Annotated in this window: 22 protein-coding genes, 2 tRNA genes and 1 pseudogene; 9 read left to right on the plus strand and 16 right to left on the minus strand. The window is 70.2% G+C overall.

What is annotated here, in order from left to right:
* Positions 1–157 precede the first annotated feature (157 nt).
* From G4Z16_RS17690 to G4Z16_RS17740, 11 genes are all read right to left on the minus strand, one after another.
* Positions 158–874 (minus strand): hypothetical protein, encoded by a 717-nt coding sequence (locus G4Z16_RS17690; RefSeq protein ID WP_197351730.1) that lies wholly within the window; start codon positions 872–874, stop codon positions 158–160.
* The gene (locus G4Z16_RS17695; protein WP_197351731.1) at positions 871–2808 is read right to left on the minus strand and encodes an alpha/beta fold hydrolase; all 1938 of its coding nucleotides are present in this window, start codon (positions 2806–2808) and stop codon (positions 871–873) included. The genes G4Z16_RS17690 and G4Z16_RS17695 overlap by 4 nt, the downstream gene beginning before the upstream one ends.
* Positions 2809–3120: 312 nt before the next feature.
* Positions 3121–3300: a hypothetical protein gene (locus tag G4Z16_RS17700; RefSeq protein ID WP_028437555.1), complete on the minus strand. Its 180-nt coding sequence runs from the start codon at positions 3298–3300 to the stop codon at positions 3121–3123.
* 106 nt (positions 3301–3406) lie between these two features.
* Positions 3407–3580, minus strand: a complete 174-nt coding sequence (locus G4Z16_RS17705; RefSeq protein ID WP_158677079.1) for a hypothetical protein — start codon at positions 3578–3580, stop codon at positions 3407–3409.
* Positions 3581–4311: 731 nt separating this feature from the next.
* Positions 4312–4965, minus strand: coding sequence for a response regulator transcription factor (locus G4Z16_RS17710; RefSeq protein WP_484600481.1), 654 nt, complete (start codon positions 4963–4965; stop codon positions 4312–4314).
* Complete coding sequence (locus tag G4Z16_RS17715) at positions 4962–6299, minus strand: sensor histidine kinase (RefSeq protein WP_246530919.1); 1338 nt, start codon at positions 6297–6299, stop codon at positions 4962–4964. Before G4Z16_RS17715 ends, G4Z16_RS17710 begins: the two co-directional genes overlap by 4 nt.
* 22 nt (positions 6300–6321) lie before the next feature.
* Positions 6322–7134: an ABC transporter permease gene (locus tag G4Z16_RS17720; protein WP_197351732.1), complete on the minus strand. Its 813-nt coding sequence runs from the start codon at positions 7132–7134 to the stop codon at positions 6322–6324.
* Positions 7131–8117 carry an ABC transporter ATP-binding protein gene (locus G4Z16_RS17725; RefSeq protein ID WP_197351733.1) on the minus strand — a complete coding sequence of 329 codons (987 nt, stop codon included), beginning with the start codon at positions 8115–8117 and terminating at the stop codon, positions 7131–7133. Before G4Z16_RS17725 ends, G4Z16_RS17720 begins: the two co-directional genes overlap by 4 nt.
* A gap of 261 nt (positions 8118–8378) precedes the next feature.
* Positions 8379–8454: transfer RNA gene (locus G4Z16_RS17730), tRNA-Gly, on the minus strand.
* A gap of 102 nt (positions 8455–8556) precedes the next feature.
* A tRNA-Gly gene (locus G4Z16_RS17735) sits at positions 8557–8628 on the minus strand.
* 140 nt (positions 8629–8768) lie between these two features.
* On the minus strand, positions 8769–9086 hold the full coding sequence (locus G4Z16_RS17740; RefSeq protein ID WP_028437558.1) for a histone-like nucleoid-structuring protein Lsr2: 318 nt from the start codon (positions 9084–9086) through the stop codon (positions 8769–8771).
* Between the two features lie 382 nt (positions 9087–9468).
* Here G4Z16_RS17740 and purS point away from each other — a divergent pair, with 382 nt between their 5' ends.
* The 5 genes from purS (at position 9469) to G4Z16_RS17765 (ending at position 14254) form a co-directional block, all read left to right on the plus strand.
* A complete protein-coding gene (gene purS / locus G4Z16_RS17745) occupies positions 9469–9726 on the plus strand; it encodes a phosphoribosylformylglycinamidine synthase subunit PurS (RefSeq protein WP_028437559.1) in 258 nt (85 codons plus the stop codon).
* Positions 9723–10409 (plus strand): phosphoribosylformylglycinamidine synthase subunit PurQ, encoded by a 687-nt coding sequence (gene purQ, locus G4Z16_RS17750; protein WP_197351734.1) that lies wholly within the window; start codon positions 9723–9725, stop codon positions 10407–10409. Before purS ends, purQ begins: the two co-directional genes overlap by 4 nt.
* Positions 10406–12685: a phosphoribosylformylglycinamidine synthase subunit PurL gene (purL, locus tag G4Z16_RS17755; RefSeq protein WP_197351735.1), complete on the plus strand. Its 2280-nt coding sequence runs from the start codon at positions 10406–10408 to the stop codon at positions 12683–12685. Before purQ ends, purL begins: the two co-directional genes overlap by 4 nt.
* A gap of 215 nt (positions 12686–12900) precedes the next feature.
* The gene (locus G4Z16_RS17760) at positions 12901–13119 is read left to right on the plus strand and encodes a hypothetical protein (protein WP_197351736.1); all 219 of its coding nucleotides are present in this window, start codon (positions 12901–12903) and stop codon (positions 13117–13119) included.
* 70 nt (positions 13120–13189) lie between these two features.
* Positions 13190–14254 carry a tartrate dehydrogenase gene (locus G4Z16_RS17765; protein WP_197351737.1) on the plus strand — a complete coding sequence of 355 codons (1065 nt, stop codon included), beginning with the start codon at positions 13190–13192 and terminating at the stop codon, positions 14252–14254.
* Positions 14255–14429: 175 nt separating this feature from the next.
* Here G4Z16_RS17765 and arfA read toward each other — a convergent pair whose 3' ends face one another.
* From arfA to G4Z16_RS17785, 4 genes are all read right to left on the minus strand, one after another.
* Positions 14430–15959 (minus strand): arabinosylfuranosidase ArfA, encoded by a 1530-nt coding sequence (gene arfA, locus G4Z16_RS17770; protein WP_197351738.1) that lies wholly within the window; start codon positions 15957–15959, stop codon positions 14430–14432.
* A 67-nt stretch (positions 15960–16026) separates the two neighbouring features.
* Positions 16027–16920: a carbohydrate ABC transporter permease gene (locus G4Z16_RS17775; protein ID WP_028437564.1), complete on the minus strand. Its 894-nt coding sequence runs from the start codon at positions 16918–16920 to the stop codon at positions 16027–16029.
* A gap of 5 nt (positions 16921–16925) precedes the next feature.
* Positions 16926–17840, minus strand: coding sequence for a carbohydrate ABC transporter permease (locus tag G4Z16_RS17780; RefSeq protein WP_197351739.1), 915 nt, complete (start codon positions 17838–17840; stop codon positions 16926–16928).
* Positions 17837–19132, minus strand: coding sequence for an extracellular solute-binding protein (locus tag G4Z16_RS17785; RefSeq protein ID WP_197351740.1), 1296 nt, complete (start codon positions 19130–19132; stop codon positions 17837–17839). Before G4Z16_RS17785 ends, G4Z16_RS17780 begins: the two co-directional genes overlap by 4 nt.
* A 496-nt stretch (positions 19133–19628) precedes the next feature.
* Between G4Z16_RS17785 and G4Z16_RS17790 the strand changes: the two genes are divergently transcribed.
* A complete protein-coding gene (locus G4Z16_RS17790) occupies positions 19629–20636 on the plus strand; it encodes a LacI family DNA-binding transcriptional regulator (RefSeq protein ID WP_197351741.1) in 1008 nt (335 codons plus the stop codon).
* A gap of 104 nt (positions 20637–20740) precedes the next feature.
* Positions 20741–21559 (plus strand): maleylpyruvate isomerase family mycothiol-dependent enzyme, encoded by an 819-nt coding sequence (locus G4Z16_RS17795; RefSeq protein ID WP_197351742.1) that lies wholly within the window; start codon positions 20741–20743, stop codon positions 21557–21559.
* Between the two features lie 23 nt (positions 21560–21582).
* Here the strand turns inward: G4Z16_RS17795 and G4Z16_RS33300 are convergent.
* Positions 21583–21921 (minus strand): annotated as a pseudogene (locus G4Z16_RS33300) (aromatic-ring hydroxylase C-terminal domain-containing protein); the annotation flags it as partial.
* Positions 21922–22232: 311 nt separating this feature from the next.
* On the opposite strand from G4Z16_RS33300, the gene purF reads away from it, so the two are divergent.
* Together purF and purM are read left to right on the plus strand one after the other, a co-directional pair.
* Positions 22233–23834 (plus strand): amidophosphoribosyltransferase, encoded by a 1602-nt coding sequence (gene purF, locus G4Z16_RS17800; RefSeq protein ID WP_197351743.1) that lies wholly within the window; start codon positions 22233–22235, stop codon positions 23832–23834.
* Positions 23835–23910: 76 nt separating this feature from the next.
* Positions 23911–24990 carry a phosphoribosylformylglycinamidine cyclo-ligase gene (gene purM, locus G4Z16_RS17805; protein WP_197351744.1) on the plus strand — a complete coding sequence of 360 codons (1080 nt, stop codon included), beginning with the start codon at positions 23911–23913 and terminating at the stop codon, positions 24988–24990.
* Positions 24991–25129: the final 139 nt, after the last annotated feature.

A 25129-nucleotide genomic window follows, 5' to 3' on the forward strand; every position in this document is an offset into this window, starting at 1 on the left:
TCTTGGAGACGTTCAGCGCGATGGCGGCGACGACGATGATGGCGATGACGGAGATGACGATCGAGCCCATGGACATGTGCTTCGACCCCTTTCGGAATCCGGTGCTGGTTCACCCGCCGGCGCAGGCGCGCAGGCGGACACTTGTGCGTACTGCTGGTCAGGCCGGCTGTGCGGGTACCTCCCCGCGCGAGTCGTCCCTTATGTGCGAGTCGTAGGAGGGCCCCCAGCCGGAGGTCCCGCCGGCAGCCGCCTCGTCCGGGCCCTTCATCTGGGTGTACGGGGAGACGAAGACGACCTCGGGGTCGGTCTCCTCGTAACCGGTGGCCCGCACGAGCGTGAACTGGAAGCCCTTCACGCCTTCGGCGTTGCCGTCCTCACGGATGCGGTGGCGCAGATAGGCGCAGAGGATCCGGTAGGAGGGCAGCTTCATCATTCCGCTGAAGCCCTTGTCCAGCTGGGTGATGAGCTCGGTGACGATGTCGAAGATGGCCTTCTCGGGGCGGCGTCCCGGGAACCAGAAGATCTGCGGGAGCTTGCGGCCGACGATGACCTCCACCATCCGCCAGGGGGAGGTCTCCCCTTCGTGGTTCAGCGTCCTGTACAGGATGTGGTAGTCGTGCTGCGCCGGAGTGGGCGCGAAGAAGCGCCAGTTGGGGAACATCCCCGAGAAGATGTCCATCTTCTGGGCCTTGTTGAACAGCGGGTTGGGATGCTGCGCCGACAGCGTGCCCAGCAACAGCGCCGCCCCCGCCGCGCGCGTCAGGCCGCCCGGCCCGGTGAACGCGCGGGAGAGACCGGACCGGGCCCCGCGGGCCGCGCGGACCAGGGTCCCGGCGACCGCGCCGGGAACAGCCGGAGTTGGGGTGCTGGTCATCGTGCCTCCTTGGACTGGTTCCCCTTGGAGCCGTGAGTGCCCTTGGCCGATCCGCGGCTTCCCCCGGCCGCGCTGTCGGCGTCGCCGTCGTGACCCTCGACCTCGCGCAGGAACTCCAGGATCCGGCGGCCCACGTCCCCGCCCAGCCGGGCGTCGGTGAGCATGGTGTCGTGATCGGCTCCCTCGATCACGGAGTTGTGGACGATGCGCCCCTCGCCCCGGTGGGCCGCGCCGAGTTCGTTGTGCATCAGCAGCTGCTCGGGGTCGCGGTCGACGGTCCGCTGCGCCGACAGCACCAGCGCGTGTGCGCTGATCGCCGGCAGGTCACCGCTGAACCGGTGGAAGTCGGCCTCGGTGGCGTCCCATTCGCGCAACCCGGCCCGCCACAGCCTGCTGTCCGCGTACTGCGCGAAGGCGCGGCTGCGCACCTCCGCGGGCAGGTCATGGACCCAGCGGGGACGCACCAGCGTGGCCCCGAGACCGGCGCGCAGGCTGCCGCTCAGCATGTTCAGGCCGTCCTTGAGCCGGTCGGCGGAGTCCTGCTGCTGCTTGGAGCGGGTCAGCTCGTCCGGGTGCGAGCTGTCGAGATAGATCACGCCGCGTATGCGGTCGCCGAGTTCGGCTGCCGCCCGCCGGCCGATCTCGCCGCCCAGCGAGTGTCCGACCAGGTACACGGGCCGGCCCTTCGCCACGGCGCCCTCGACCAGGTCGACCAGGTCGTCCACCGATTCCTGGAGGGTGAACGGGCTGCTGCTGCGGCGCTTGCTCGGTCCGTAGCCCGCGCGGCTGTAGGTGATGATCCCGTAGTCGCTCTCCTCGACCAGCTTGTCCGTGATCCAGCCGAAGTGCTCCATCGTGGAGATCATTCCGGTGCCGAAGACCAGCACCGGAGAGCTGTCGTCCTCCGAGACCCGCTCGTTGTAGTGCAGTTCGTTGCCATGGCGGGTGGTGAGCACCCGGCCGTGGGGCCAGGGGTCGGTGGCCCGCATGCGGCGCATCGCGGCGAGGAATCCGGCGACGGTCACGCCGATCGCGGCCATGGACGCCGTGGCCTTCAGCATCCGGTCGTCGCGCCCGGCCACAGCGGGGTGGCTCTTCGGTGCGCTGGTGTAGGCGACCATCGGGTGCATCGCCTCGAAGGCCGTGATGAAGCGGCCCAGCCCCATGAAGTAGCCGTTGGCCACGTGGAACGCCGCGGCGCTCGCCATGACGGGCCGTGCGAGCATTCCGCCCTTGAGGTAGGCCACAGGGAAGAGGCACTCCAGGGCGAGCACGCCGTGAGCGAGGTAACGGGCGGGGACGGGGTAGCGGTTGGTGAGTTTCCACAGCCCCTCGTGCCCGTACGTGCGGGTACGCATGATGCCGTTGAGCGCGGAGCCGTCACGCCAGGGCTCGCCCAGCAGCTTCACCCAGCCGGAGACCAGGTAGGAGAGGTTCGCCTGCAGCGCCACGTACCACAACAGGGCGTCCTGGACGGCCGGTTGGGACGAGAGGCGGGCGAGACCGGCGGCCGTCTGCACGAACGAGGAGACCTGGTCCGAGCCGTCCGTGCCGTAGCGGTGGCGCGGATAGAGAGCCGCGTTGCTCAGTCCGAGGAACACGTTGGCGGCGCCGCGCCAGCGGGCGTTTCCGGGCGCCAGCAGGGCCGCGCTCGCAGCGATGCGTGCGACGTGAAGTGCCTTGGTGGTCCTGGGATTTCCGACCGCATCCAGAAGGCGCCGTGTGGGCCGGGTCGACGAGGCGTGCATTCCGCGCGCGATCGTCCAGTCGTTGAGGCCGCCGCGCCGTATCTGCCGCTGGTGGGTGATGTATTCGAGGCTCGACGTCAGCGACGTCACCGCCGTCAGCCGCTCGGATATGGCGAGTGCACGGCTGCGGGAGACCGGAACGGGCCCGAGAAATGTCGAGGTCAGCTTTTTGGCAAGCGATTTCACGTCGGTCTCCTCGGTTCCCGTGTTCCGGAGCGGGGGTGGCGGTCGGAGTGGGGGGGTGGTGGTCTGAATCGCGTGAAAGATGTCTGGCGTGGTGCGAAGTTCAATTGGTTCGACAACTGCAAAGAAACAGGAAGGAGTTGGAAAAGCCCTGGCAGCGGGCTGTGCGACGACTTGAAAGAAACATTCAGAGGTGATGGTGTGGGACCCGGCCGGCCGGTGTCAGGACCGGCCGACCGGGCGGAGCCCCGATCTCACAAGGCCCTGCAGAAGGGGGTACCGCGGGGCCGTGCGACTAGCGGGTTCGAGCCGGGATCAGTCCTGGCCCGCTTCGAAGGCCGCAACCGTCGCCGAGGCGATGGCGACGCCGCCGAGGAAGGCGCCGGGGGTGCCCATCACCGGGGTGTAGTCGGTGAAGACGACACCCTCGGCGTCGGTGATCGCGACAGAGGCGAGCTCCGCCGACTCGTTGATCTGCGAAGTCACATCCTTCATGTGTGCACTCCTGTTCTGTTCTGGACCCTCCGGAGCACGCGTGTCCCCCGGGGAGCAAGTGGTCGACGGCCGGACCGAGTTGGCCGGCCGGGGATGGTGCCTGTGGTCAGCCGACGGCCTTGCCGGCCGCGTAGGCGCCCGTCACGACGGCCGCGCCGCCGACGAAGGCGCCCGCGAGGGCGGGGGTGGCGAGAACCGGAGCTGCTTCTTCGGCGATCTCGCCCTCGTGGGCCTCGTGCAGCTGGTCCTGAATTTGAAGATTCAGCTTCTCTTCCAGCATGGGATTTCCTCCGAGCCTGTGAGACATGACTGGCTGTTTCTCGCGAAAGTGGTCGAAGCCAGGTAGCTCAGGGTGGTCATCGGGCGCGGAGCCCCCGTCGATTGAGCTTTCGGTCGTCACCGTAAACTGCAGCGAAGCGGGTCTAGCGCACGCTTGCCTCCCCGTGAATGCCCAGGTTCGCTTCCGCAGGAATGAAGATGCCAGCACGGGGTGCGCGGCAGAAGGGGAATCCGTGACAGTTTTATGCAACGCGAAGCGTCATCTTCATGCCACGGCAGAAAATGGCCTGGACCATCGCGCCGCTGGTCAGAGCCTGTTTACGGTTTGCCGCTCAGCAAGCTCAAGTAAACCTCAATCTTTGAGAATTGACACAAGAGTAAGTAACCGAAAGCGAAAGATATCCACCTCCGGAATGCATGTCCTGTCATGGCCTGCCACCTCGGAATGGTCCGAATTCGTCCGGGTGTGAGGGTTGTTGGCGGATCCCGGCCGTCCCGGTGCCGCCCCGCGCAGCCCGGCGGTGTCCCCGGTGCATCGACGCGCACCGCGGACTCCGGGCGTGGACGGCGCGTACAGACCGTAGCCGGGGGCGAGTTGAGGTTCGCGGCGCCGGACCGGAGCACGTTCCAGGGCCCCTCGGTGGAGGCAGTTCGGGCCGGGGCGTCGGCCGGTGCTTCGGTACGGCCGATACGGACGATGCTTCGGTACGGCCGGGGCCCCGGACTCGCCGCTCAGAGCCAGCCGCGCTCGCGTGCCTTGCGCGCCGCCGCGTGCCTGTTCTCCGCGCCCAGCTTCGCGGTCGCGGCGGAGAGATAGTTGCGGACGGTCCCTGGTGTGAGGGAGACGCGCTCCGCGATGTCCGCGACGGGGGCACCGCCGGCCGCAAGGGCCAGCAGTTCCGTCTCGCGGGCGGTCAGTGGCGAGTCGCCGGTGCTGATGGCGTCCGCCGCCAACTCGGGGTCCACATAGCGGGTTCCCCCGTGCACGGCCCGGATGATCTCGGCGAGCTGCTGCGCGGAAGCGGTCTTCGGCACGAAGCCCCGTACGCCTGCCGCGAGCGCGCGCTTGAGATGGCCCGGCCTGGCGTGACTCGTCACGATCATCGTCCGGCACGCGGGCAGTTCGTCGCGCAGCTGCGTCGCGACCTGTACGCCGTCGGCCCCGGGCATCTGCAGATCCAGTACGGCCACGTCCGGCGCGTGTGCGCGTGCCATGGCGACCGCCTCGGGGCCGGAGGCCGCCTCCGCGACGATGGTGAGGTCCTCCTCCAGCGCGAGGAGAGCGGTCAGCGCGCCGCGGATCAGATGCTCGTCGTCGGCGAGCAGCACCCGGATGCCGCCGCCCGGCCCGCCCTCGTCGTTCCGCCCGCCCTGCGCGCCGCTCACTCCGCCGAGTCCTTCCCGTCCGTGCCGCTGCCGTGGGTGCCGGCCGTGCCTGCCGGGTCCGTGACCGCCTCGTCCGCGGTCGCGTCGTTCCCGGCTGCCAGCGGGACCTCGGCCGTCAGCCGGAATGTACCGCTCTCGCCGTCCCGTGCCACGCGCAGCGTGCCGCCGACCCCGTCGAGACGTTCGCGCAGCCCCGCGAGCCCGGAGCCGGCGCTCCCTCCCGGGGCCTGGCCGCGTGTGCCGTCGTTCTCCATGACCAGCAGCGCGCTGCGGCCCGCCGGGTCCGTGCCCACCCACACCGTGCACCAGGTCGCGTCCGCGTGCCGCAGCACGTTCGTCGCCCCCTCCCGCACGACCCAGCCGAGCGCGGCCTGCACGGGAGCCGGCAGCTGCGAACCGCCGTTGTCGGTACGGCAGTCGACGCCGGCGGCGCGCAGGATCCCGCGCGCGCCGGCGAGTTCGGTGGGCAGGTCCACGTCGCGGTAGCCGCGGACCACCGCCCGCACCTCCGACTGAGCCTCGCGGGCGATGCGCTGCACCTCGGTCATCTGGCCGACGGAGGCCTCGGTCTCGGACCCGCGCCGCACCAGCTGTGCCGCCAGCTCGCTCTTGAGAGCGATGGCCGACAGGTTCCGGCCCATCACATCGTGCAGGTCCCTGCTGAAGCGCAGCCTCTCCTCGGCGACGGCCAGCCTCGCCTGTACGCCGCGGGCCTCCTCCAGCTCCCTGATGACGGCGATGTACCAGGCGGAGGAGCGGCCGGTGAAGACGGACAGGAGACCGCCGAGGCCCACGACGACCAGTGCCGCCAGCAGGTCCGCCCCGGGCAGCCCCGCCGCGGCGAGAGCGGCCGTCGTGGCGGCGAGGTAGCCGGACAGCGCGAGCGCCGCCGTACGCCTCGGCACCGCCACACCGAAGGTGACGGCGAACGGTGCGAGCGCCCCGTGCAGCCCCAGGCCCACCTCCAGCCCGACCTCGACCGCGCGGATCGCGACAAGCACGACCGTGAGGGCGGTCATCGAGGCCATCAGCACGGCCGGCAGCGCGAGCCGGGCATCCGTGACGGTGCGCGTGCCGAGATAGCTGTCGATGGCCCGGTGCAGCACGCCCGTACAGAGCAGGCACTGCACCAGGCCCAGCCCGAGGACCGTCCAGGCGAGGGTGCGGGGAAGAGCACCGGGACCCGCGTTCGGCACCAGCTGCACGACGAAGCCCACGAGTGTCAGCCAGGCGTACGCGACGAGCATCCACCGCGTCGACGCCTCCACCTGTTCGTGGCTGCTGCGCTCCTGCCAGCGGCGGTACTTCGGGGCCACCCCCCACCAGCCGATCACGGGCCCGTGCTCCTCACCTTCTCTAGCGTCGCGGCTCCCAGCGGAACCAGCGCCGCACGGCGACGGTCCCGAGGATGATCCACACCACCAGGACGGTCAGCGCCTTCACGGTGTCCATGCCGCTCAGCGTGCCGACCCAGCCGTTGCGTACCAGCTCCATCGTCGGTGACACCGGGAGCAGAGAACACACATTGGCGAGCACGTCCGGCATGACGTCCAGCGGGACCACGACTCCGGACCCCACGAAAGAGATCGCCATGAACGGGAATGTGGTGATCTGCGAGGCTTCTGTCGTGCGCGTGAAGGCGGCGGACACCGCGGCCAGCAGCACCATCAGCAGCAGCCCCAGCAGCAGACCGGCGGCGACGAGCTCCGGCCGCTCCGGCGGCGCGAGGTCGAGCAGGACCGCACCGCCGCCGAGCAGCAGGACGCACTGCCCGAGCGCCAGCACCAGGGACGGCAGCGCGCTGCCCGTCAGGATCTCGCCGTCGCTGGCCTCACCGGTGCGCAGCCGCTTGAGCACCAGCTCCTCGCGACGCGTGACGTAGATGCCGGTCAGATTGGCGTAGACGGCGAAGACCAGCACGTAGCCGATCGAGCCCGGGACCAGCACCGTCCCCAGGGAAAGGCCCGTGCCCTCCAGGTTCATGCCGCTGGCGGTCTGGCGCATCAGGACCGTCAGCAGGGCCGGGGTGGCCAGCGCGACGAAGAGCATCGCCTTGTTGCGCATCAGGAGCGTGAGTTCGGCACGCCCCAGCGCGCGCAGGCGGCTCCACATCGCCGAAGTGTCCACCCTGCCCGGCGCCTTGACCGTGGCCGCGTCCGTGCTGCTCATACCCGCTCCACCTCCATGCCGCCGGATGCCGCTCCTGCCCGGTGCTTGCCGGGTCCGCCGGCCTGGCTGTCCTCGTCCGCCTCGTCGGGAAGCTGCGCGATCTCCAGGAACACCTCTTCGAGGGTCGCGGTGCGGGCGTGCAGCCCCGGCAGTTCGACGCCCGCCTGCCGCGCCCAGATCAGCAGATCCGTCAGCGCCGACTGCAGCTGCGGCGTACGGATCTCCACACGTCCCTCCCGCAGGGTGGGCTGCGGCAGCGTCGTCGGCAGATGCGCCGGCGAGAGTCCGTCGGGCAGCGTGAAGCGGATGCTGGACGGCCGCTCCGCGACGACCTGTTCGGGAGTGCCGGTGGTGACGATGCGTCCCGCACGCATGATGGCCAGCCGGTCGGCCAGCTCCTCGGCCTCCTCCAGGTAGTGCGTGGTCAGCAGTACCGTCGTGCCGGCCCTGCGCAGCTCACGCACCAAGTCCCAGGTGTCCCGGCGCCCTTCGGGGTCCATGCCGGTGGTCGGTTCGTCCAGGAAGAGCACTTCCGGGTGCCCGACGAGTGCCATCGCCAGGTCCAGGCGCCGTCGTTCACCGCCGGAGAGCTGTTTCACCCGGACCTGCGCGCGCCGGTCGGAGAGCCCGACCTGCGCCAGCACCTCGCCGATCGGACGGGCGTCGCTGGTGCAGCCGGCCCACATCCGTATGGTCTCGGTGACCGTCAACTCGGAGGGAAAACCGCCTTCCTGGAGCATCACTCCGGTACGGGGCCGCACCGCGGTGCGCTCCGAGTACGGGTCGAAGCCGAGCACTCTCACGTTGCCGCCGCTGGGCCGTGCCAGGCCCTCCAGCAGCTCGACCGTGGAGGTCTTTCCCGCTCCGTTCGTGCCCAGCAGCGCGAAGATCTCGCCCTCCCGTACGGAGAACGAGACACCGCGCACGGCTTCGAAGCCCTTCGCGTATCGCCGTTTGAGTCCGTCGACCTCGATCGCATCCATGTCCTCAGTTTTCCGCGGGCGCCCGCTGTCACCCGGTGCGTGCTGTCACGAGTGCGCATGACGAACCTCATGCGCGGGCAGGGCGGCTTCACACGGCGGCCGCGCGCCGGTGGGCGAGAGGCGCGCCTGGAGAACGGTCTTTCGGGCCGCGGATACGGGGCGGCCGGATTCCGGTCCGGAAACGGAAGGAACCCCGGTCCGGGGACCGGGGTTCTCTCACTGCTGAATCGCGGATCCCGTGGAACCGGATCCCGATGAGCTTGGAGCGGACGACGAGGCTCGAACTCGCGACCTCAACCTTGGCAAGGTTGCGCTCTACCAACTGAGCTACGTCCGCGTGCTTCCACCCGACATTCTTCCCGACTTCCCGGGAGGCCCTGCTGAGTGGTGCGCCCCCACTGTACCTGATCGTTACCGATGCCGGTCCTGTGAGAACGAGAGCGGGTGACAGGAATCGCACACTGCGCCTCCCCCTTGGAAAGGGGGCGCTCTACTACTGAGCTACACCCGCGCGCTCCGTGAGGTTTCCCTCGCGGCGACGGGCCCGACTCTAGCGGATCACCCGGGGTCCGTGGCAAGTCGGGCCGCCCGGCCCGCGGTACGTGTGCGGCGCGTACGCCGCAAGCGTGCCGCACGGGCCGGGCACGGAGGTCAACGGGAGGCGTTGAAGGCGTCGTAGACCTTCTTCGGGATGCGGCCGCGGGCGGGTACCTCGAAGCCGTTGGACTCGGCCCAGGCGCGAACGGCGCGCGGGTCGGGAGCGACGGCGGTGCGGTGGTAGGCCTTGCCGGACTTGGCCCGCTTGCGGCCCGCTTCGACGAAGCGCGCGAGGTCCTCACGCAGCTTCTTCGCGTTCTCGATGTTGAGGTCTACCTCGTACGACTTCCCGTCGAGCCCGAAGGAGACCGTTTCCGATGCTTCTCCGCCGTCAAGATCGTCGGAGAGGGTGACCACTACACGTTGTGCCACGGATATCGGACCTTCCATCAGGATCGCGAATTGGATCACAGGATTCTCCGCGCTGACATGCAAGGACCAGGGGGAGCTGCGAGTGATCCGCAGGATTGAGGTGGGACTTTTCTTTTGTACAGCTGTGGACTTTGCAATGTGAAGCGAGAGTATTTCGACTCGCGTGTCAGACCGCAATCGGGACCATACTTTTTTCACGGCATTTTTCCCAGAGCTCCGGCGGGTGCCGGAACCGGCGGAGGGTCGTGGAAAGCGTGTGCGGCGAGTGGGCGGGGCAGATATCCACGCGCGTAGATTTTCGTGGCCGGTAGGCTGGCTGGCGCGTCGCTTCGCTGGCAGCACGCACCAACGCTCAGCAAAATCACCATCACCGGGAGTACCTGTGGCTCGCGTCGTAGTCGACGTCATGCTGAAGCCGGAGATCCTCGATCCGCAGGGACAGGCGGTGCAGCGAGCACTGCCGCGTCTCGGCTTCGAGGGCATCGAGGGCGTACGCCAGGGCAAGCGCTTCGAACTGGAGGTGGCGGAGCCCGTCACCGACGAGGCGCTCGCCCGTATCCACGAACTGGCGGGGACTTTCCTCGCGAACACAGTGATCGAGAACTACACGGTGCGCGTCGAAGAGGGGGCCGCTGCGTGAGCGGCGGTCTCGGACGCATCGGCGTCGTCACCTTTCCCGGATCACTCGACGACAGCGACGCCCGGCGCGCCGTGCGCCTCGCGGGCGGCGAGCCCGTCGAACTGTGGCACCGCGACAAGGACCTGCGTCAGGTGGACGCGGTCGTGCTGCCGGGCGGCTTCTCCTACGGCGACTATCTGCGCTGCGGTGCCATCGCCCGCTTCTCGCCCGTCATGGAACCCCTGCTGGAGCAGGCACGCGCGGGCATGCCGGTGCTCGGGATCTGCAACGGCTTCCAGGTGCTGTGCGAGTCGCATCTGCTTCCGGGCGCGCTCACCCGCAACGACCACCTGCACTTCATCTGCCGCGACCAGAAGCTGCGCGTCGAGCGCACGGACACCGCCTGGACGTCCGACTACGCCGAAGGCCAGAAGATCACCGTCCCGCTGAAGAACGGCGAGGGCGGTTACGTGGCCGACGAGCACACCCTCGACGCCCTGGAGGCCGAGGGCCGCGTCGTCTTCCGGTACCTGAACGGCAACCCCAACGGCTCCCGCCGCGACATCGCGGGCATCTCCAACGAGGCCGGGAACGTGGTCGGTCTCATGCCGCATCCCGAGCACGCCGTCGAGACCCTCACCGGGCCGACGACCGACGGGCTGGGCTTCTTCACCTCGGTACTCAAGAGGCTGGTCACCGCATGACTCCGTCCGCGCAGCCCAATCACCGCACGGCTCTCGACACCGTCAAGCACGCCACCGACACCCCCGGCACCGAGCAGCCGTGGGCCGAACTCGGCCTCAAGCAGGACGAGTACGAGCGCATCCGTGAGATCCTCGGCCGCCGCCCCACCGGGGCCGAGCTGGCCATGTACTCGGTGATGTGGTCGGAGCACTGCTCGTACAAGAGCAGCAAGGTGCATCTGAAGCAGTTCGGCGAGAAGGCACCCGAGAGCGACGCGCTGCTCGTGGGCATCGGCGAGAACGCCGGCGTCGTCGACATCGGCCAGGACTACGCCGTCACCTTCAAGGTCGAGTCGCACAACCACCCCAGCTACGTCGAGCCCTACCAGGGCGCGGCCACCGGCATCGGCGGCATCGTGCGCGACATCCTCGCGATGGGCGCCCGTCCCGTCGCCGTGATGGACCCGCTGCGCTTCGGCGCCGCCGACCACCCGGACACCAGGCGCGTGCTGCCCGGCGTCGTCTCGGGCATCGGCGGCTACGGCAACTGCCTGGGGCTGCCCAACATCGGCGGTGAAGTGGTCTTCGACGACTGCTATCAGGGGAATCCGCTGGTCAACGCCTTGTGCGTCGGGGTGATGAAGCACGAGGACATCCATCTCGCGCAGGCATCCGGCACCGGCAACAAGGTCATCCTCTACGGAGCCCGCACCGGCGGCGACGGCATCGGCGGCGTATCGGTACTCGCCTCGGAGACCTTCGAGGCGGAGGGACCGGCCAAGCGCCCGGCCGTCCAGGTCGGTGACCCCTTCCAGGAGAAGCTGCTCATCGAGTGCACCCTGGAGATCTTCAAGGAGAGGCTGGTTGCCGGCATCCAGGACCTGGGCGGCGCCGGACTGTCCTGTGCCACCTCCGAGTTGGCCAGCGCCGGCAGCGGCGGCATGCGCGTCGAACTGGACACCGTCCCGCTGCGCGATTCCTCGCTCTCCCCCGAGGAGATCCTGATGAGCGAGTCGCAGGAGCGGATGTGCGCGGTGGTGGAGCCGGACAAGGTGGGCCGGTTCCTGGAGATCTGCGAGAAGTGGGACGTGATCGCCACGGTCATCGGCGAGGTCACGCCGGGCGAGCGGCTGGAGATCTACTGGCACGGCGAGCAGATCGTCGACGTACCGCCGCGCACCGTCGCCCACGAGGGCCCGGTCTACCGGCGTCCCTACGAGCGTCCGCCGTGGCAGGACCAGCTGCAGGCCGACGACGCGGCAGCGCTGCCCCGTCCCGGCACGGGTGAGGAACTGCGGGCCGCCGCACTGGCGTTGGTCTCCTCCCCCAACCAGGCCGCCAAGTCCTGGATCACCGACCAGTACGACCGCTACGTACTCGGCGACACCGTTCTGGCGCAGCCCGAGGACGGCGGCATGATCCGCGTCGACGACTCGACGGGTCTGGGGGTCGCGGTCGCGACGGACGGGAACGGCCGCTACGCCAAGCTCGACCCCTACCGGGGCGCTCAGCTCGCGCTGGCCGAGTCGTACCGCAACGTCGCGGCGACGGGCGCCCGCCCGCTCGCCGTCACCGACTGCCTCAACTTCGGCTCCCCGGAGGACCCTTCGGCCATGTGGCAGTTCGCCGAGGCGTGCCGCGGGCTCGCCGATGCCTGCCGCACGCTGGGCACTCCGGTGACGGGCGGCAACGTCTCCCTCTACAACCAGACGGGCGACGCGGCGATCCACCCGACGCCGGTCGTGGGAGTCCTCGGTGTCATCGACGACGTGAACCGCCGTACGCCGATCGCCTTCGCGGAGCAGGGCCAGCTGCTCTACCTGCTGGGCGAGACCCGGGAGGAGCTGGGCGGCTCCGCCTGGTCCCAGGTCGCACACGGGCATCTCGGCGGGCTGCCGCCGGCCGTCGACCTGGAGCGGGAGCGGCTGCTCGCGGAGATCCTGATCGCCGCGTCCCGCGACGGAATGATCGACGCCGCGCACGATTTGAGCGACGGCGGCCTGATCCAGGCGCTGGCCGAGTCCTGCCTGAAGGGCGGCAACGGGGCGCGTGTCGTCGTGCCGGACGAGCTGTCCCCGTTCGTCTTCCTCTTCTCCGAGTCGCAGGGGCGCGCGCTGGTCGCCGTGCCGCGCAGCGAAGAGGTCCGCTTCAACGACATGTGCGGTGCGCGTGGCCTGCCGGCGGCGCGGATCGGCGTGGTGGACGGCGAAGAGATCGAGGTCCAGGGCCAGTTCAGCGTGTCACTGCGTGAGCTGCGCGAGGCTCACGAGGGCACGCTCCCGGCGCTCTTCGGCTAGCGCCGTCCCGTCCGGACCGTCGGGCAGGAGCGTGCCCGGCGGGACCGGACGACGAGACGCGGGGCGGCAACGGCCGGTCGTGGCACGGCCGTTGCCGCCAGCGTCGAGGCCCCGGACGCTGCCGGACCCCCGGCCCTCGGGCGACCTCGGACGAACAACGAGATCGTGAGGACGATGGGCAGCGGGATGACCGCCTGCCCCTGGTCCTCAGCGGGGTGGGAGCGGCCGTCGTCGCCGATTCCTGGGGCCCGCTCGCCGAGGCGGTCGGGCTGCGCGTACGGCGGCTTGCCGTGGATGACGCCCTCGACGTGGGCCTGGTCCGGCAGCGCCACAGGCTCAGCCCGGCCGCCGCGGCGTTCCTCGCCGCCATCACCGGTGAGCAGGGCACCGGTGAGCAGGGCACCGGCGAGGGCAGGACCCGCCGCAACCGATAGGCAAGCCTTATCGAAAGGGTTGCAAACAGGACTTGGACAGCCGCGATTCCCTGGGCGTTCCATGGGGACCATGACCACTCGCTACCGCATCGCCCTGATCCCCGGCGACGGCATCGGCGCCGAGGTGCTGCCGCCCGCCTGTGCCGTTCTCGACGCCGTCGGCAAGCGTCATGGACTCACGTTCACCTACGACTCGTTCGACTGGTCCTGTGAGCGCTATGCCGCCGAGGGCGCGATGATGCCCGCCGACGGCCTCGACCGCATCCGGCACCACGACGCCGTCCTCCTCGGCGCCGTCGGATGGCCCGGCGTGCCCGACCACGTCTCCCTGTGGGGTCTGCTCATCCCCATCCGCCGCCAGTTCCGCCAGTACGTGAACCTGCGTCCGATCAAGGTCCTCGAGGGCGTCCCCAGCCCGCTGGCGAAGGCCACCAGCGACGTCGACTTCGTCGTCGTGCGCGAGAACGTCGAGGGCGAGTACTCCGAGATCGGCGGCCGCCTGGGCCGCGGCTTCCCCGACGAGATGGCCATCCAGCAGTCCGTCTTCACCCGGCCCGGCGTCGAGCGCATCCTCGACTACGCCTTCACCACCGCTCAGCGGCGCAGCGGCGACGTGGTCTCCGCGACCAAGTCCAACGGCATCATCCACACCATGCCGTTCTGGGACGAGCTGGTGAAGGAGGCCGGTGACCGGTTCCCCGACGTGACCTGGCGGCAGGAGCACATCGACGCCCTCGTCGCGAAGGTCGTCCTCGATCCGTCCCGGTTCGACGTCATCGTCGGCTCGAACCTGTTCGGCGACATCCTCTCCGACCTCGCGGCCGCCGTCGCCGGCAGCATCGGCATCGCTCCCGCGGCCAACCTCAACCCCGAGCGCGACCACCCCTCGATGTTCGAGCCCGTACACGGCTCCGCCCCCGACATCGCGGGCCAGGGCGTCGCCAATCCCCTCGGTGCGATCTGGAGCGCCTCGATGATGCTCGACCACCTCGGTCACCCCGAGGCCGGCGCCGAGGTCCTCGACTCGTTCGCCTCCGTGCTCGCCACCACCGACGTCCGCACGCGCGACCTCGGCGGGACGGCCGGCACCAAGGACTTCACCAACCTGGTGCTCGAGGGCATCGCCGGCCGTTAGGGCCTGTACTTCGGAGCACCGGGCGGGCCCGGAGCGAGAGGTGCGCGCCGCGCCGCGCAGCGGGACCGGCGTCCTCAGGACCCCGGAGCCCGCACGGCCCCGGGGTCCTCACGGCTCCGGAGCCCGTACGGCCCCGGCGTCCTCACGGCTCCGGAGCCCTACTGCTCGGGGGCCGTCACCGCTGCGGCGTCAGCCTGATCAAGCTCCACGAGACGGGCGGCAGCACGGCCTCCAGCTCGCCCTCGGCGCTCACCGCCGTCTGAGGTACGGGCCGCGGCGTGACGCGCTCGGGCTCGGCCTGCGTGTTGACCGCGTCCGGGTCGTCGTCGGCGATCAGGAGGTGCTCGACGACGCGGTACGGCGCTGCCAGCCCGCGGAGCGCCGCCCGCAGGCCCAGGTGCTGCTCCTGGTCGCGGTTGACGGCCAGCACCGTCAGCTCGCCGGTCTCCTCGTCGAGCGTCGCGGCCGTGTCGAGCGCTTGCACGGGCCCGTACCGCGGCGTCTCGACGACGGGCCCGGACACCTCGGTCCGCAGCACGCTGCCCCGGGCGTGCCGGGCCGTCAGCGCGAAGGGATGGAAGGTGGTCTGCCGCCAGCTGGAGCCGCCCGGCTCGCTGCGGATCGGACCGATGACGTTGACGAGCTGCGCGAGGCAGGCGACCGGGACCCGGTCGGCATGGCGCAGCAGCGTCATCAGCAGGGAGCCGACCACGGCCGCGTCCGTGACGCTGTAGGTGTCCTCGATGAGCCGGGGCTGCTCCTCGAGCGGCAGCGCGCGCTCGCCGGGGAAGCGGGACTGGTACCAGACGTTCCACTCGTCAAAGGAGAGCATCATCCGCTTCGAGGAGCGGCGCACGGCCCGCACATGGTCGGCGGTGGCGACGATGTCGGATATGTAGGCGTCCATCTGGGCGCCGCTGGCGAGGAAGCTGGCCCGGTCGCCCTCGGTCTCCTCGTAGTAGGCGTGCAGGGAGAGGTAGTCGACCTCGTCGTAGGTCTCGTGCAGGACCTGCCGCTCCCACTCGCCGAAGGTCGGCATCCGCGCATTGGAACTGCCGCACGCCACAAGCTCGATGGTCGGGTCGACCTGGCGCATCGCCTTGCCCGCGGTGGCGGCCAGCCGTCCGTACTCCGTGGCCGTCTTGTGGCCGGTCTGCCAGGGGCCGTCCATCTCGTTGCCCAGGCACCACAGCTTCACGCCGTGCGGATCGCGTACGCCGTGCTTCACCCGCAGGTCGGACCAGGCGGTGCCGCCGGGGATGTTGCAGTACTCGACGAGGGCGCGGGCCGCGTCGATGCCGCGGGTGCCCAGGTTGACGGCCATCATCGGCTCCAGGCCCTGACGGCGGGTCCAGCCGAGGAACTCGTCGGTGCCGACCTGGTTGGACTCGATGCTCCGCCAGGCCAGGTCGAGGCGGCGGGGACGCTCCGCGGCCGGGCCGATGCCGTCCTCCCACCGGTAGCCGGAGACGAAGTTGCCGCCGGGGTAGCGCACGAGGGGCGTGCCCAGCTCGCGTACGAGCTCGGCCACGTCGCCGCGGAAGCCGTGCTCGTCGGCGGTGTCGTGGTCCGGCTCGTAGATGCCCGTGTAGACGCAGCGGCCCATGTGCTCGACGAACGTTCCGTACACGCGTGGGTCCACGGTGCCGAGGGTGAAGTCGGGGTCGATGGTGACGCGGGCGGTGCCGGCGGGCTGTTCGGTCATGCGGTGGGTGCCTCTCTCGCTGCTGTTCCTGGTCCGGGCTCTCTCATGAACGGGCGCTGCGCCGCTGTCACTTCAGGCCGGTGCCCGCGATGCCTTCGACGATCCGCCGCTGGAAGAAGAGGAAGACGGTCAGCAGCGGCAGGGCGCCGAGCACCGCCGAGGCCATCAGCTGGGCCTGCGGCAGCCCGAAGGCGTCCTGTACGGAGTTGAGGCCGACGGGCAGCGTCATCATCTGCGGGTCCGTGACGGCCAGCAGCGGCCAGAGGAAGTTGTTCCAGGACCACACGAAGACGAAGATCGTCACCGCGGATATGGCGGGGCGGGACAGCGGCATCACGATCTGCCAGTAGATCCGCAGCCAGCTCGCGCCGTCCGCGCGCGCCGCGTCCGTCAGCTCGACGGGGATGCCGTCGAAGAACTGCTTGAAGACGAAGACGGAGACGACGTTGGGCACCTGCGGCAGGATCACCGCCCAGTACGTGTTGAGCATCCCGGTGGACTGCAGCGTCAGGAACTGCGGAATCATCAGCAGCTGCGGCGGGATCATGACGCCGGCGAGGATGACCAGGAACACCGGTCGCCGGTAGCGGAACTTCAGCCGGGACAGCGCGAAGGCCGCCAGGGACGTGGTGCACACCGCGAGCAGCGTCGTCAGCGACGAGGTGATGAAGCTGTTCAGGTACCAGTACTGGATGCGCCCGGCCGAGAGGATCTCCTGGTACGAGGAGAGAGTCGGGTTGTCCGAGACCCACGAAGTCGGGTTCGTGGCGATGTCGTTGGGCGGTCGCAGGGACGTGGCCAGGGCCCACGCGATCGGGACCAGCCACAGCAGCGCGAGGGCGATGAGCACGCCCAGCGTCACGCGGTTGAACAGGCTCTCCGAGTCGGTGCGCTTGCGGCGGGGCTCGGAGGGTGCCGCTTCTGTGGTGGTGCGGCTCGCCGCGGGGGTGAGGGTCGTCATCGCGCTCAGACCTCCTTCTCGGTGCGCCGGATCAGCGCGAACCAGACGAGCGAGATCAGCAGGATGATCAGGAAGAGAAGCAGCGCGACCGTCGAGGCGTAGCCTGCGCGGCCGTCGGTGAAGCCGGTCTGGAAGATGTACAGCAGAGACGGCCGGGTGGCATCGTCGGGGCCGCCGTTCGTCATCATGTAGATCTGGTCGAAGACCTTGAGCGACGCGACGAGTTGGAGCACCGCCACCAGCGTGGTCGCACGCCCCAGCATCGGGACGATCACGAGCCGGATCCGCTGCCACGGGCCCGCGCCGTCGATCGCGGCGGCCTCGTGCACGTCCCGCGGGATCTCCTGGAGCGCGGCCAGGTAGATGACGAAGTTGAAGCCGATCGTCCACCAGATCGTCGCGACGGCGATCGAGATCATCGCCCAGTTCGGGTCACCCAGCCAGGACGGCGCCGCCTGCACGCCGAACCACTTGACCACGCCCTGCGCCAGCCCGATCTGGTCCGCGTAGATCCACATGAAGAGCAGAGCGATCACCGAGGAGGGCAGCATGAACGGGGCGAAGAACGCCAGCCGGAAGAACCACTTGCCGCGCGAGAAGCGGTCCGTCATCAGCGCCAGCGTCAGCGCGAGCAGCATCAGCGGCACCGTCGTCAGCACGGTGAACCAGAGCGTGTGGCCGAGGCTGGACCAGAACTCCGGGGAGCCCAGCGCCTCCGCGTAGTTCGCCGTCCCGACCCACTTCCCGGGGCCGTCCTTGACGAGGCTGTCGTTGAAGAAGCCCGCGACCGCCGTGTAGAGGAGCGGGCCCAGCAGGAACATCACGTAGAACGCGCCGAAGGGCAGCAGCATCCCGGACGCCGTCCACCGGGTGGACCCCGCGGTGCGCGCGCTGGTCCCGGCACTCGTGGCCGTGCTCATACCGGCGCCTCCATCCCTGCCAGATCCTTCGCGGCGGCGAGCATGCGCGTCGCGCCGGGGCCCGGGCGGGTGTGGCCGCCCACGACGGAGGCGACGACGTCGCTGAAGCGCCGGTAGAGGTTGCTGTCCGCGCCGGAGTACCAGGCGGCCGGGTCGTAGGCCGCTCCCTCGGCCGCGTCGGCGTAGTGCGCCTGCGGCAGCAGCCGCTGGTACGCGTCCGATTTCGCCGTCGGCTGCCAGGCCGGTATGTGGCCGCCCTTGGCCCAGTCGAGGCTCGCCTCCAGCATCGAGCGGGAGAAGTCCAGTGCGTGGTCGGCCCGTTGGGCCTTCTCTGACGGTGCCTTCGGCAGGATGAAGGCGTGCGAGTCGGCGGCGCACGCGTACGGGGCGTCGCGGAAGATCCGCGGGAAGGTCCGCATGTCGAACTTGTCCTTCACCGCTCCCTGGACGGCCAGGAGCTGCCACTCACCGTCCATCAGGAACCCGGCCTTGCCCGAGGTGAGGAGCGTGATCGCGCCGCCGTCGCCGTCCGCGCCGGGCGGGATGAGCTTCTCCGCCGACATGCGCCGGATGAAGGCGAGCGCCTCCTCCGCGGCACCCACGTCCATGACGACCTTCCGGCCGCCGTCGGTGACCAGGTCGGCGCCGAGCTGCCGGTAGAGGGACCAGAAGAGGCGCCAGCAGGTGGCGGGGTCCTTGACGGTGGCGATGGAGCCGCCCCAGACGCCGGTGACCTCCTTGGCGGCCCGCATCGCGTCGAGGAACTTGTCGGGCCCGTCGACGTCCGTCAGCTGGCCCTTGTCGTCGAGGAGCCCGGCCTTCTTCGCGACGTCGGTGCGGTAGTAGAGCACGAAGGGGTGGGTGTCGAGCGGCAGCGCGTAGAGCTTGCCTCCGTGGTGTGCCGACTCGAAGGCGCCCTTGGCGAACCGGTCCGGCTTCAGGCCGTGTTCGTCCAGCTCGGAGCTGGATATCTCCCGCAGCAGCCCGGAGGCGGCCAGCGTGGGCAGCCGGGAGACGTGGGTGATCGCCACCTGCGGCGGGCGGTTGCCGAGCGTCGCCAGGGTGAGCTTCGTGTAGTACGGGGAGCCCCAGACCAGCGTGGTCGACTTCAGCTCGACGTCGGGGCTGGACTTGCGGAAGCCGCTCTGCATCGTCACCAGCTGTGCGCCGTCGCCGCCGGTGAACGGATGCCAGAAATTGAGCAGCGACGCCGGCCCCGCGGAGCCCGTGAACGCCTGCCCGACCGGGCTGCTGCACCCGCCGAGCGCCCCCGCGGCCGTGAGTGAGCCCACGGCGCCGAGGAACCTCCTCCTGCCATGCACACGCACCACGCCCATTCAGCGTCGGGGTCTGTTCGAAATATCGTGCAACGTGCGGTATTTCGTTGGGAAGATAGCGATCCTGTTCGGTCACGGCAATGCCTGTGACGTACGGGACCAACATGAGACGGCAACGGTCTGGCCGGTCCGGCCGAGCACAACGCCACGCTCGTGCTCTACGTGGAGCCGTGCGGCGGCTGGACGCTCATCGACGAAAAGCGGGTCCCGCCCCAGGCAGGCTTGCCGGAAACGAAGTTCCAACGTTGTACTCATGGCGATAGTCTGTCGTCAACACATGGGATGGGCTTCTGTCCGCCGTGTACGGCAATGGGTGCCCGGAGCGTCTGCGAGCGCCGCCGCCCGGCGCCGGCCGAGCGCCGAGACCGCCCGGTGCCGGGAGGCCCGGCAGACCGAGAGTGCGACGAGGGGGCGGGCGCGGGCACGCAGCAGCCCGTACGAGGGGAGCGGAATGGCCGGGACGAGGCTCAAGGATGTCGCGGAGCGTGCGGGCGTATCGATCAAGACCGTCTCCAACGTGGTACGCGGCAATGTGCGAGTCGCCGAGCCCACCCGTCAGCGCGTACTGAGCGCCATCCAGGAGCTGGACTACCGTCCCAACGCCTCGGCCCGCCATCTGCGCACCGGCCGCAGCGGCGTCATCGCCCTCGCCGTGCCGGAGCTCGTGCAGCCCTACTTCGCCGAACTCGCCACGGCCGTCATCGACGCCGCACGCGAGCACGACGTCTCCGTCCTGATAGAGGACACCGGCGGCGACCCGGCGGCCGAACTGCGCGTCGCCTGCGGCCTGTCCGACCCGCTCATCGACGGCGTGCTGCTCTCCCCCCAGCGGCTCGACCAGTTCACGCTCGCGCGCCGTGAACGCCGCGTGCCGCTCGTCCTGCTCGGCGAGCGCGACTACGAGGTGCCCGCCGACCACGTGCTGATCGACAACGTCCTCGCCGCGCAGGAGGCCACGGCGCATCTGATCGCGGGCGGCCGGCGCCGCATCGCCGCCGTCGGCTTCCAGTCCGACCCGCTCTTCACGACCTCGCAGCAGCGCGCACGCGGCTATCTCAAGGCCCTCGAGTCGGCCGGCCTGCCGCACCAGCCGGAGCTCACTCCCCTCGTGCCCGCGTTCACCCGTACCGACGGCATGACGGCCATGCGCGGGCTGCTGGCGCTGCGCGAGCCGCCGGACGCCGTCTTCTGCTTCTCCGACCTGCTCGCCTCGGGCGTCGTGCGGGCCGTGTACGACGCGGGTCGCACCGTGCCGCGCGACATCGCGGTGATCGGCTTCGACGACATCGAGGAGACCAGGTTCAGCGTCCCCTCCCTCAGCACGGTCGCACCCGACAAGCATCAGGTGGCCCAGCTCGCTGTCGAGGCCCTGCTCGCGCGCATAGCGGGGGACCCGGAGGCGCCGCACACGACGCTGCACGCCGAGCACCGCCTGGTCGCCAGGGAGAGCACGGCGTAGGTCGTCGGACCTTGCGACCCACGGGGCCGCGCGACCTACCGTGTCCCGGGTGACCTGGCAGGCTCCGCTCACCGGCCGTCCCTCCAGCCTCTAACCTCTTGACCATGCCGCCCGCCAAACGCAGCAAGGCCCCCGCAAGGCGCAACTACGACCCCGCCCGTGTCCGCCAGGCACTCATCGGCCAGGTCGAGGCCGTCGCGGCCGCCGCGCACGAGCTGACCGACGAGCAGCGCGAACGCCCGTCAGGCCTGCCGGGCTGGGACGTGCACCGCCTCCTCGTCCACATCGCGCTGCAGATCGACGCGGTGCCCCGCTTCCTCGCCGGGCCAGAGTCGAAGGCGGCGGCCCCCGAGGTGGACCTGCCGACCTGGGCGCTCTCCACCGCCGGCGCCGCCGCCGAACTGGACCTGGAGACCCGCGAGGAGGCCGACCGCGCGGCCCGCGGCGGCGCCGCCCGCATCGACGACGCCGTCGCACAGCTGGAACCCGTGTTGGAGGAAGCGGTACGCGGCGACCTGCTGATCCCGCACGGCGCCGGGGCGATGCGGATGCTCGACTTCACCGTGACGAGGCTCGTCGAACTCGTCGTCCACAGCGACGATCTGGCCCGCGCCACCGGCACCGCCGTCACCTTCGACCGACAGGCGCTCGCCGGCACGGTACGGGTGCTCACCGACACCCTTGCCGTGAAGGCGCCGGGGTCCTCGGTCGAGGTGCGGGTGCCGCCGTTCGCCGTCGTCCAGTGCGTCGAGGGGCCGCGGCACACGCGGGGCACGCCTCCCAACGTCGTCGAGACCGATCCGCTCACCTGGATCAGGCTCGCCACCGGACGCGTCGGCTGGGAGCAGGCCCGCAAGGCGGCCGCGGTCTCCGCGAGCGGCGAACGGGCCGACCTCAGCGGCCTGTTGCCGCTGCTCGGCTGAGAGAGAACCTCCGCCGGGCCGAACCAGCGTGCGGCCGCCGCGCGCAGGGCCGCATGCTCGCTCCCGCCGGGGCGGGCCGAGGAGGACGCCAGGGCGAGGTGGCAGTCCGGACGCAGCAGCATGGCGGTCACCGTTGCGTGGGAGCCGGTGCGGGCCCCTGCTCCAGGTGCGATCCCCGTTGCCGCCGCCACACGTGCGGTCACGGTGTCCACCCGGTCGCCCCGCGGCCGTACCGCTTCCGCGAACGAGGCGTCCTCGCCCAGGTCCAGCAGCAGCGGGCCGTTCCTCGTCAGCTCCGCGAGCCGTACGGGCCCCCGCCGCGTCCACGACGGACTCGGGTGCCCACGCGCCGGTGAGCGGATGCACGTCGCTGTCCGCCCCCATGCCGTGGCGGACGTCCACGCCGCTCATCATGCCCGCGATGCGCCCGACGACGGGCTCCTCCAGCAGCCCGCGCCGCCGACCGCCCCGGCATCAGCCCCGGGTACAGATCCCGCTCGGCGTCGGTGCCCGTGCGCTCGGCCACCGAGGCCGTGAACTCCGCCTCGACCCCGCCGCCACCGCCCCACTCGCCCCAGCGGCCCCGTAACCCCTGGTAGTGGTGATGTCACCCCGATTCGGCGGGGGTGTCCCCGATTCGGAGCAACGCGCCTCCTGTCCTAGACTCGTTCTCGTGCCACGTGGTGACGGACGACTAAGTCACGATCTGCTTCCCTCCGAGAAGGGCCCCCAGGACGCATGCGGCGTCTTCGGAGTCTGGGCCCCCGGGGAAGAGGTCGCGAAGCTCACGTATTTCGGTCTGTACGCGCTGCAGCACCGCGGTCAGGAGTCCGCGGGCATCGCAGTCAGCAACGGCTCGCAGATCCTTGTCTTCAAGGACATGGGCCTTGTCTCGCAGGTCTTCGACGAGACCTCCCTCGGCTCCCTCCGCGGCCACATCGCCGTGGGTCACGCCCGCTACTCGACGACGGGCGCGTCCGTGTGGGAGAACGCCCAGCCCACCTTCCGTGCCACCGGGCACGGTTCGATCGCGCTGGGCCACAACGGCAACCTGGTCAACACCGTCGAACTCGCGGACCTCGTCGCCCAGCAGTCGACGGGCAGCAACGGCCGTGCCTCGCGCGTCGCGGCCACCAACGACACCGACCTGGTGACCGCCCTCCTCGCAGGCCAGACCGACGACGACGGCAATCCCCTCACCGTCGAGCAGGCGGCTCCCGTCGTGCTGCCCCAGGTGAAGGGCGCCTTCTCCTTCGTCTTCATGGACGAGCAGACCCTCTACGCCGCGCGCGACGCCCAGGGCGTGCGCCCCCTCGTCCTCGGCCGGCTGGAGCGCGGCTGGGTCGTCGCGAGCGAGACGTCGGCGCTGGACATCGTGGGCGCGAGCTTCATCCGCGAGGTCGAGCCGGGCGAGATGATCGCCGTCGACGAGGACGGCCTCCGCTCCACCCGGTTCGCGGAAGCGAAACCCAAGGGCTGCGTCTTCGAGTACGTCTACCTGGCCCGTCCGGACACCGACATCGCCGGGCGGAACGTTTATCTCTCCCGCGTGGAGATGGGCCGCAAGCTCGCCGCGGAGGCGCCCGCCCCCGACGCCGACCTGGTCATAGCGACACCGGAGTCCGGCACCCCCGCCGCGATCGGTTACGCCGAGGCGAGCGGCATCCCCTACGGCAGCGGCCTGGTCAAGAACAGCTACGTGGGCCGCACGTTCATCCAGCCGAGCCAGACGATCCGGCAGCTCGGCATCCGTCTGAAGCTCAATCCGCTGAAGGAGGTCATCAGCGGCAAGCGCCTCGTGGTCGTGGACGACTCGATCGTCCGCGGCAACACCCAGCGCGCCCTGGTGCGGATGCTGCGCGAGGCGGGTGCGGCCGAGGTCCATGTGCGGATCTCGTCCCCGCCCATCAAGTGGCCGTGCTTCTTCGGCATCGACTTCGCCACCCGCGCCGAGCTGATCGCGAACGGCCTGACCGTCGACGAGATCGGCAAGTCCCTGGGTGCGGACTCCCTGGCGTACATCTCCATCGACGGCATGACCGAGGCGACGACTATCCCCAAGTCGCAGCTGTGCCGCGCCTGTTTCGACGGCGAGTACCCGATGCCGCTGCCCGACCCCGAGCTGCTGGGCAAGCACCTGCGCGAACCGGACGCGACGGGCGCCGGGCACGCGGCCGGCGAACCGGGCACCGAGCGGGCCTCCGTGCCCGATGTCGACGGCGTGGGCAGCCTCACCGCGGGCGTCGGCGGCACCGATGCCCTGCGACGCCCGTAGCGGGGCCGCCCGTGCCGGCCCGCATTCCCGCAGCCTCCCGCCCGCATGCCCCCACGACCTGAGAGAGCCGACCAAGATGCCTGCCGAGCCTGCTGAATCTTCCGGCGCGACCTACGCGGCCGCCGGCGTGGACATCGAGGCCGGCGACCGCGCCGTCCAGCTCATGAAGGAGTGGGTGAAGAAGGCCCAGCGCCCCGAGTCGGTGGGCACGCTCGGCGGCTTCGCCGGGCTCTTCGACGCATCCGTGCTCAAGCGCTACGAGCGGCCCCTGCTGGCCTCTGCCACCGACGGCGTCGGCACGAAGGTCGCCATCGCTCAGCGCATGGACCAGCACGACAGCATCGGCCACGACCTGGTGGCGATGGTCGTTGACGACCTGGTGGTCTGCGGCGCCGAACCGCTCTTCATGACGGACTACATCTGCGTCGGCAAGGTCGTCCCCGAGCGCGTCGCCCAGATCGTCAAGGGCATCGCCGAGGGCTGCGTCCTGGCGGGCTGCGCCCTCGTCGGCGGTGAGACCGCCGAGCACCCGGGCCTCCTCGGCCCCGACGAGTACGACGTCGCGGGCGCCGGCACCGGCGTCGTCGAGGCCGATGCGGTGCTGGGCGCGGATCGTATCCGTACGGGGGACGCCGTGATCGCCATGGCTTCCTCCGGCCTTCACTCGAACGGGTACTCGCTGGTCAGGCATGTGCTCTTCGAGCGGGCGGGCTGGGCCGTGGAGAGGCACGTCCCGGAGTTCGGGCGCACGCTCGGCGAGGAACTGCTGGAGCCCACCAAGATCTACTCGCTGGACTGCCTCGCCCTGACGCGTACGGCGCAGGTGCATGCCTACTCGCACATCACCGGCGGTGGACTCGCGGGCAACCTCGCGCGGGTGGTGCCCGACGAACTGCAGGCGCACGTCGACCGCGGGACGTGGACGCCGGGTGCCGTGTTCGACCTGGTCGGCCGGGCCGGGGACATCGAGCGCCGTGAACTGGAGAGCGCCCTGAACATGGGCGTCGGCATGGTCGCCGTCGTGCCGCAGGAGTCGGTAGAGGTGGCGCTCGCCACCCTCACCGACCGCGGAGTCGAAGCCTGGGTGGCGGGGGAGATCACTGAACGCCCGGCGGGCGGGGAAGCGGTGACGCTCACAGGTGACTATGCAGCGTGACTCCGGCGACGGCGGTGAACCGGGTGGAAGCGAAGACCACGCAGTCCTCCCGGAACCGTCGCGGGCGTTGATACCAGCCGCACGCGCACTTCCTGGAACAGCACAGAACCCGGTCCGGCATCAGCCGGACCGGGCAGGG

The sequence above is a fragment of the Streptomyces bathyalis genome (assembly GCF_015910445.1).
GTDB classification, from domain to species: domain Bacteria; phylum Actinomycetota; class Actinomycetes; order Streptomycetales; family Streptomycetaceae; genus Streptomyces; species Streptomyces bathyalis.

Bases quoted from the DNA above. Each gene is read 5' to 3' on its own strand.
- G4Z16_RS17690 (WP_197351730.1), bottom strand. From the start codon at position 874: ATGACCAGCACCCCAACTCCGGCTGTTCCCGGCGCGGTCGCCGGGACC.
- G4Z16_RS17700 (WP_028437555.1), bottom strand. From the start codon at position 3,300: ATGAAGGATGTGACTTCGCAGATCAACGAGTCGGCGGAGCTCGCCTCT.
- G4Z16_RS17705 (WP_158677079.1), bottom strand. From the start codon at position 3,580: ATGCTGGAAGAGAAGCTGAATCTTCAAATTCAGGACCAGCTGCACGAG.
- G4Z16_RS17720 (WP_197351732.1), bottom strand. From the start codon at position 7,134: ATGAGCAGCACGGACGCGGCCACGGTCAAGGCGCCGGGCAGGGTGGAC.
- G4Z16_RS17725 (WP_197351733.1), bottom strand. From the start codon at position 8,117: ATGGATGCGATCGAGGTCGACGGACTCAAACGGCGATACGCGAAGGGC.
- purL (WP_197351735.1), top strand. From the start codon at position 10,406: ATGACTCCGTCCGCGCAGCCCAATCACCGCACGGCTCTCGACACCGTC.
- G4Z16_RS17765 (WP_197351737.1), top strand. From the start codon at position 13,190: ATGACCACTCGCTACCGCATCGCCCTGATCCCCGGCGACGGCATCGGC.
- arfA (WP_197351738.1), bottom strand. From the start codon at position 15,959: ATGACCGAACAGCCCGCCGGCACCGCCCGCGTCACCATCGACCCCGAC.
- G4Z16_RS17775 (WP_028437564.1), bottom strand. From the start codon at position 16,920: ATGACGACCCTCACCCCCGCGGCGAGCCGCACCACCACAGAAGCGGCA.
- G4Z16_RS17780 (WP_197351739.1), bottom strand. From the start codon at position 17,840: ATGAGCACGGCCACGAGTGCCGGGACCAGCGCGCGCACCGCGGGGTCC.
- G4Z16_RS17790 (WP_197351741.1), top strand. From the start codon at position 19,629: ATGGCCGGGACGAGGCTCAAGGATGTCGCGGAGCGTGCGGGCGTATCG.
- G4Z16_RS17795 (WP_197351742.1), top strand. From the start codon at position 20,741: ATGCCGCCCGCCAAACGCAGCAAGGCCCCCGCAAGGCGCAACTACGAC.
- purM (WP_197351744.1), top strand. From the start codon at position 23,911: ATGCCTGCCGAGCCTGCTGAATCTTCCGGCGCGACCTACGCGGCCGCC.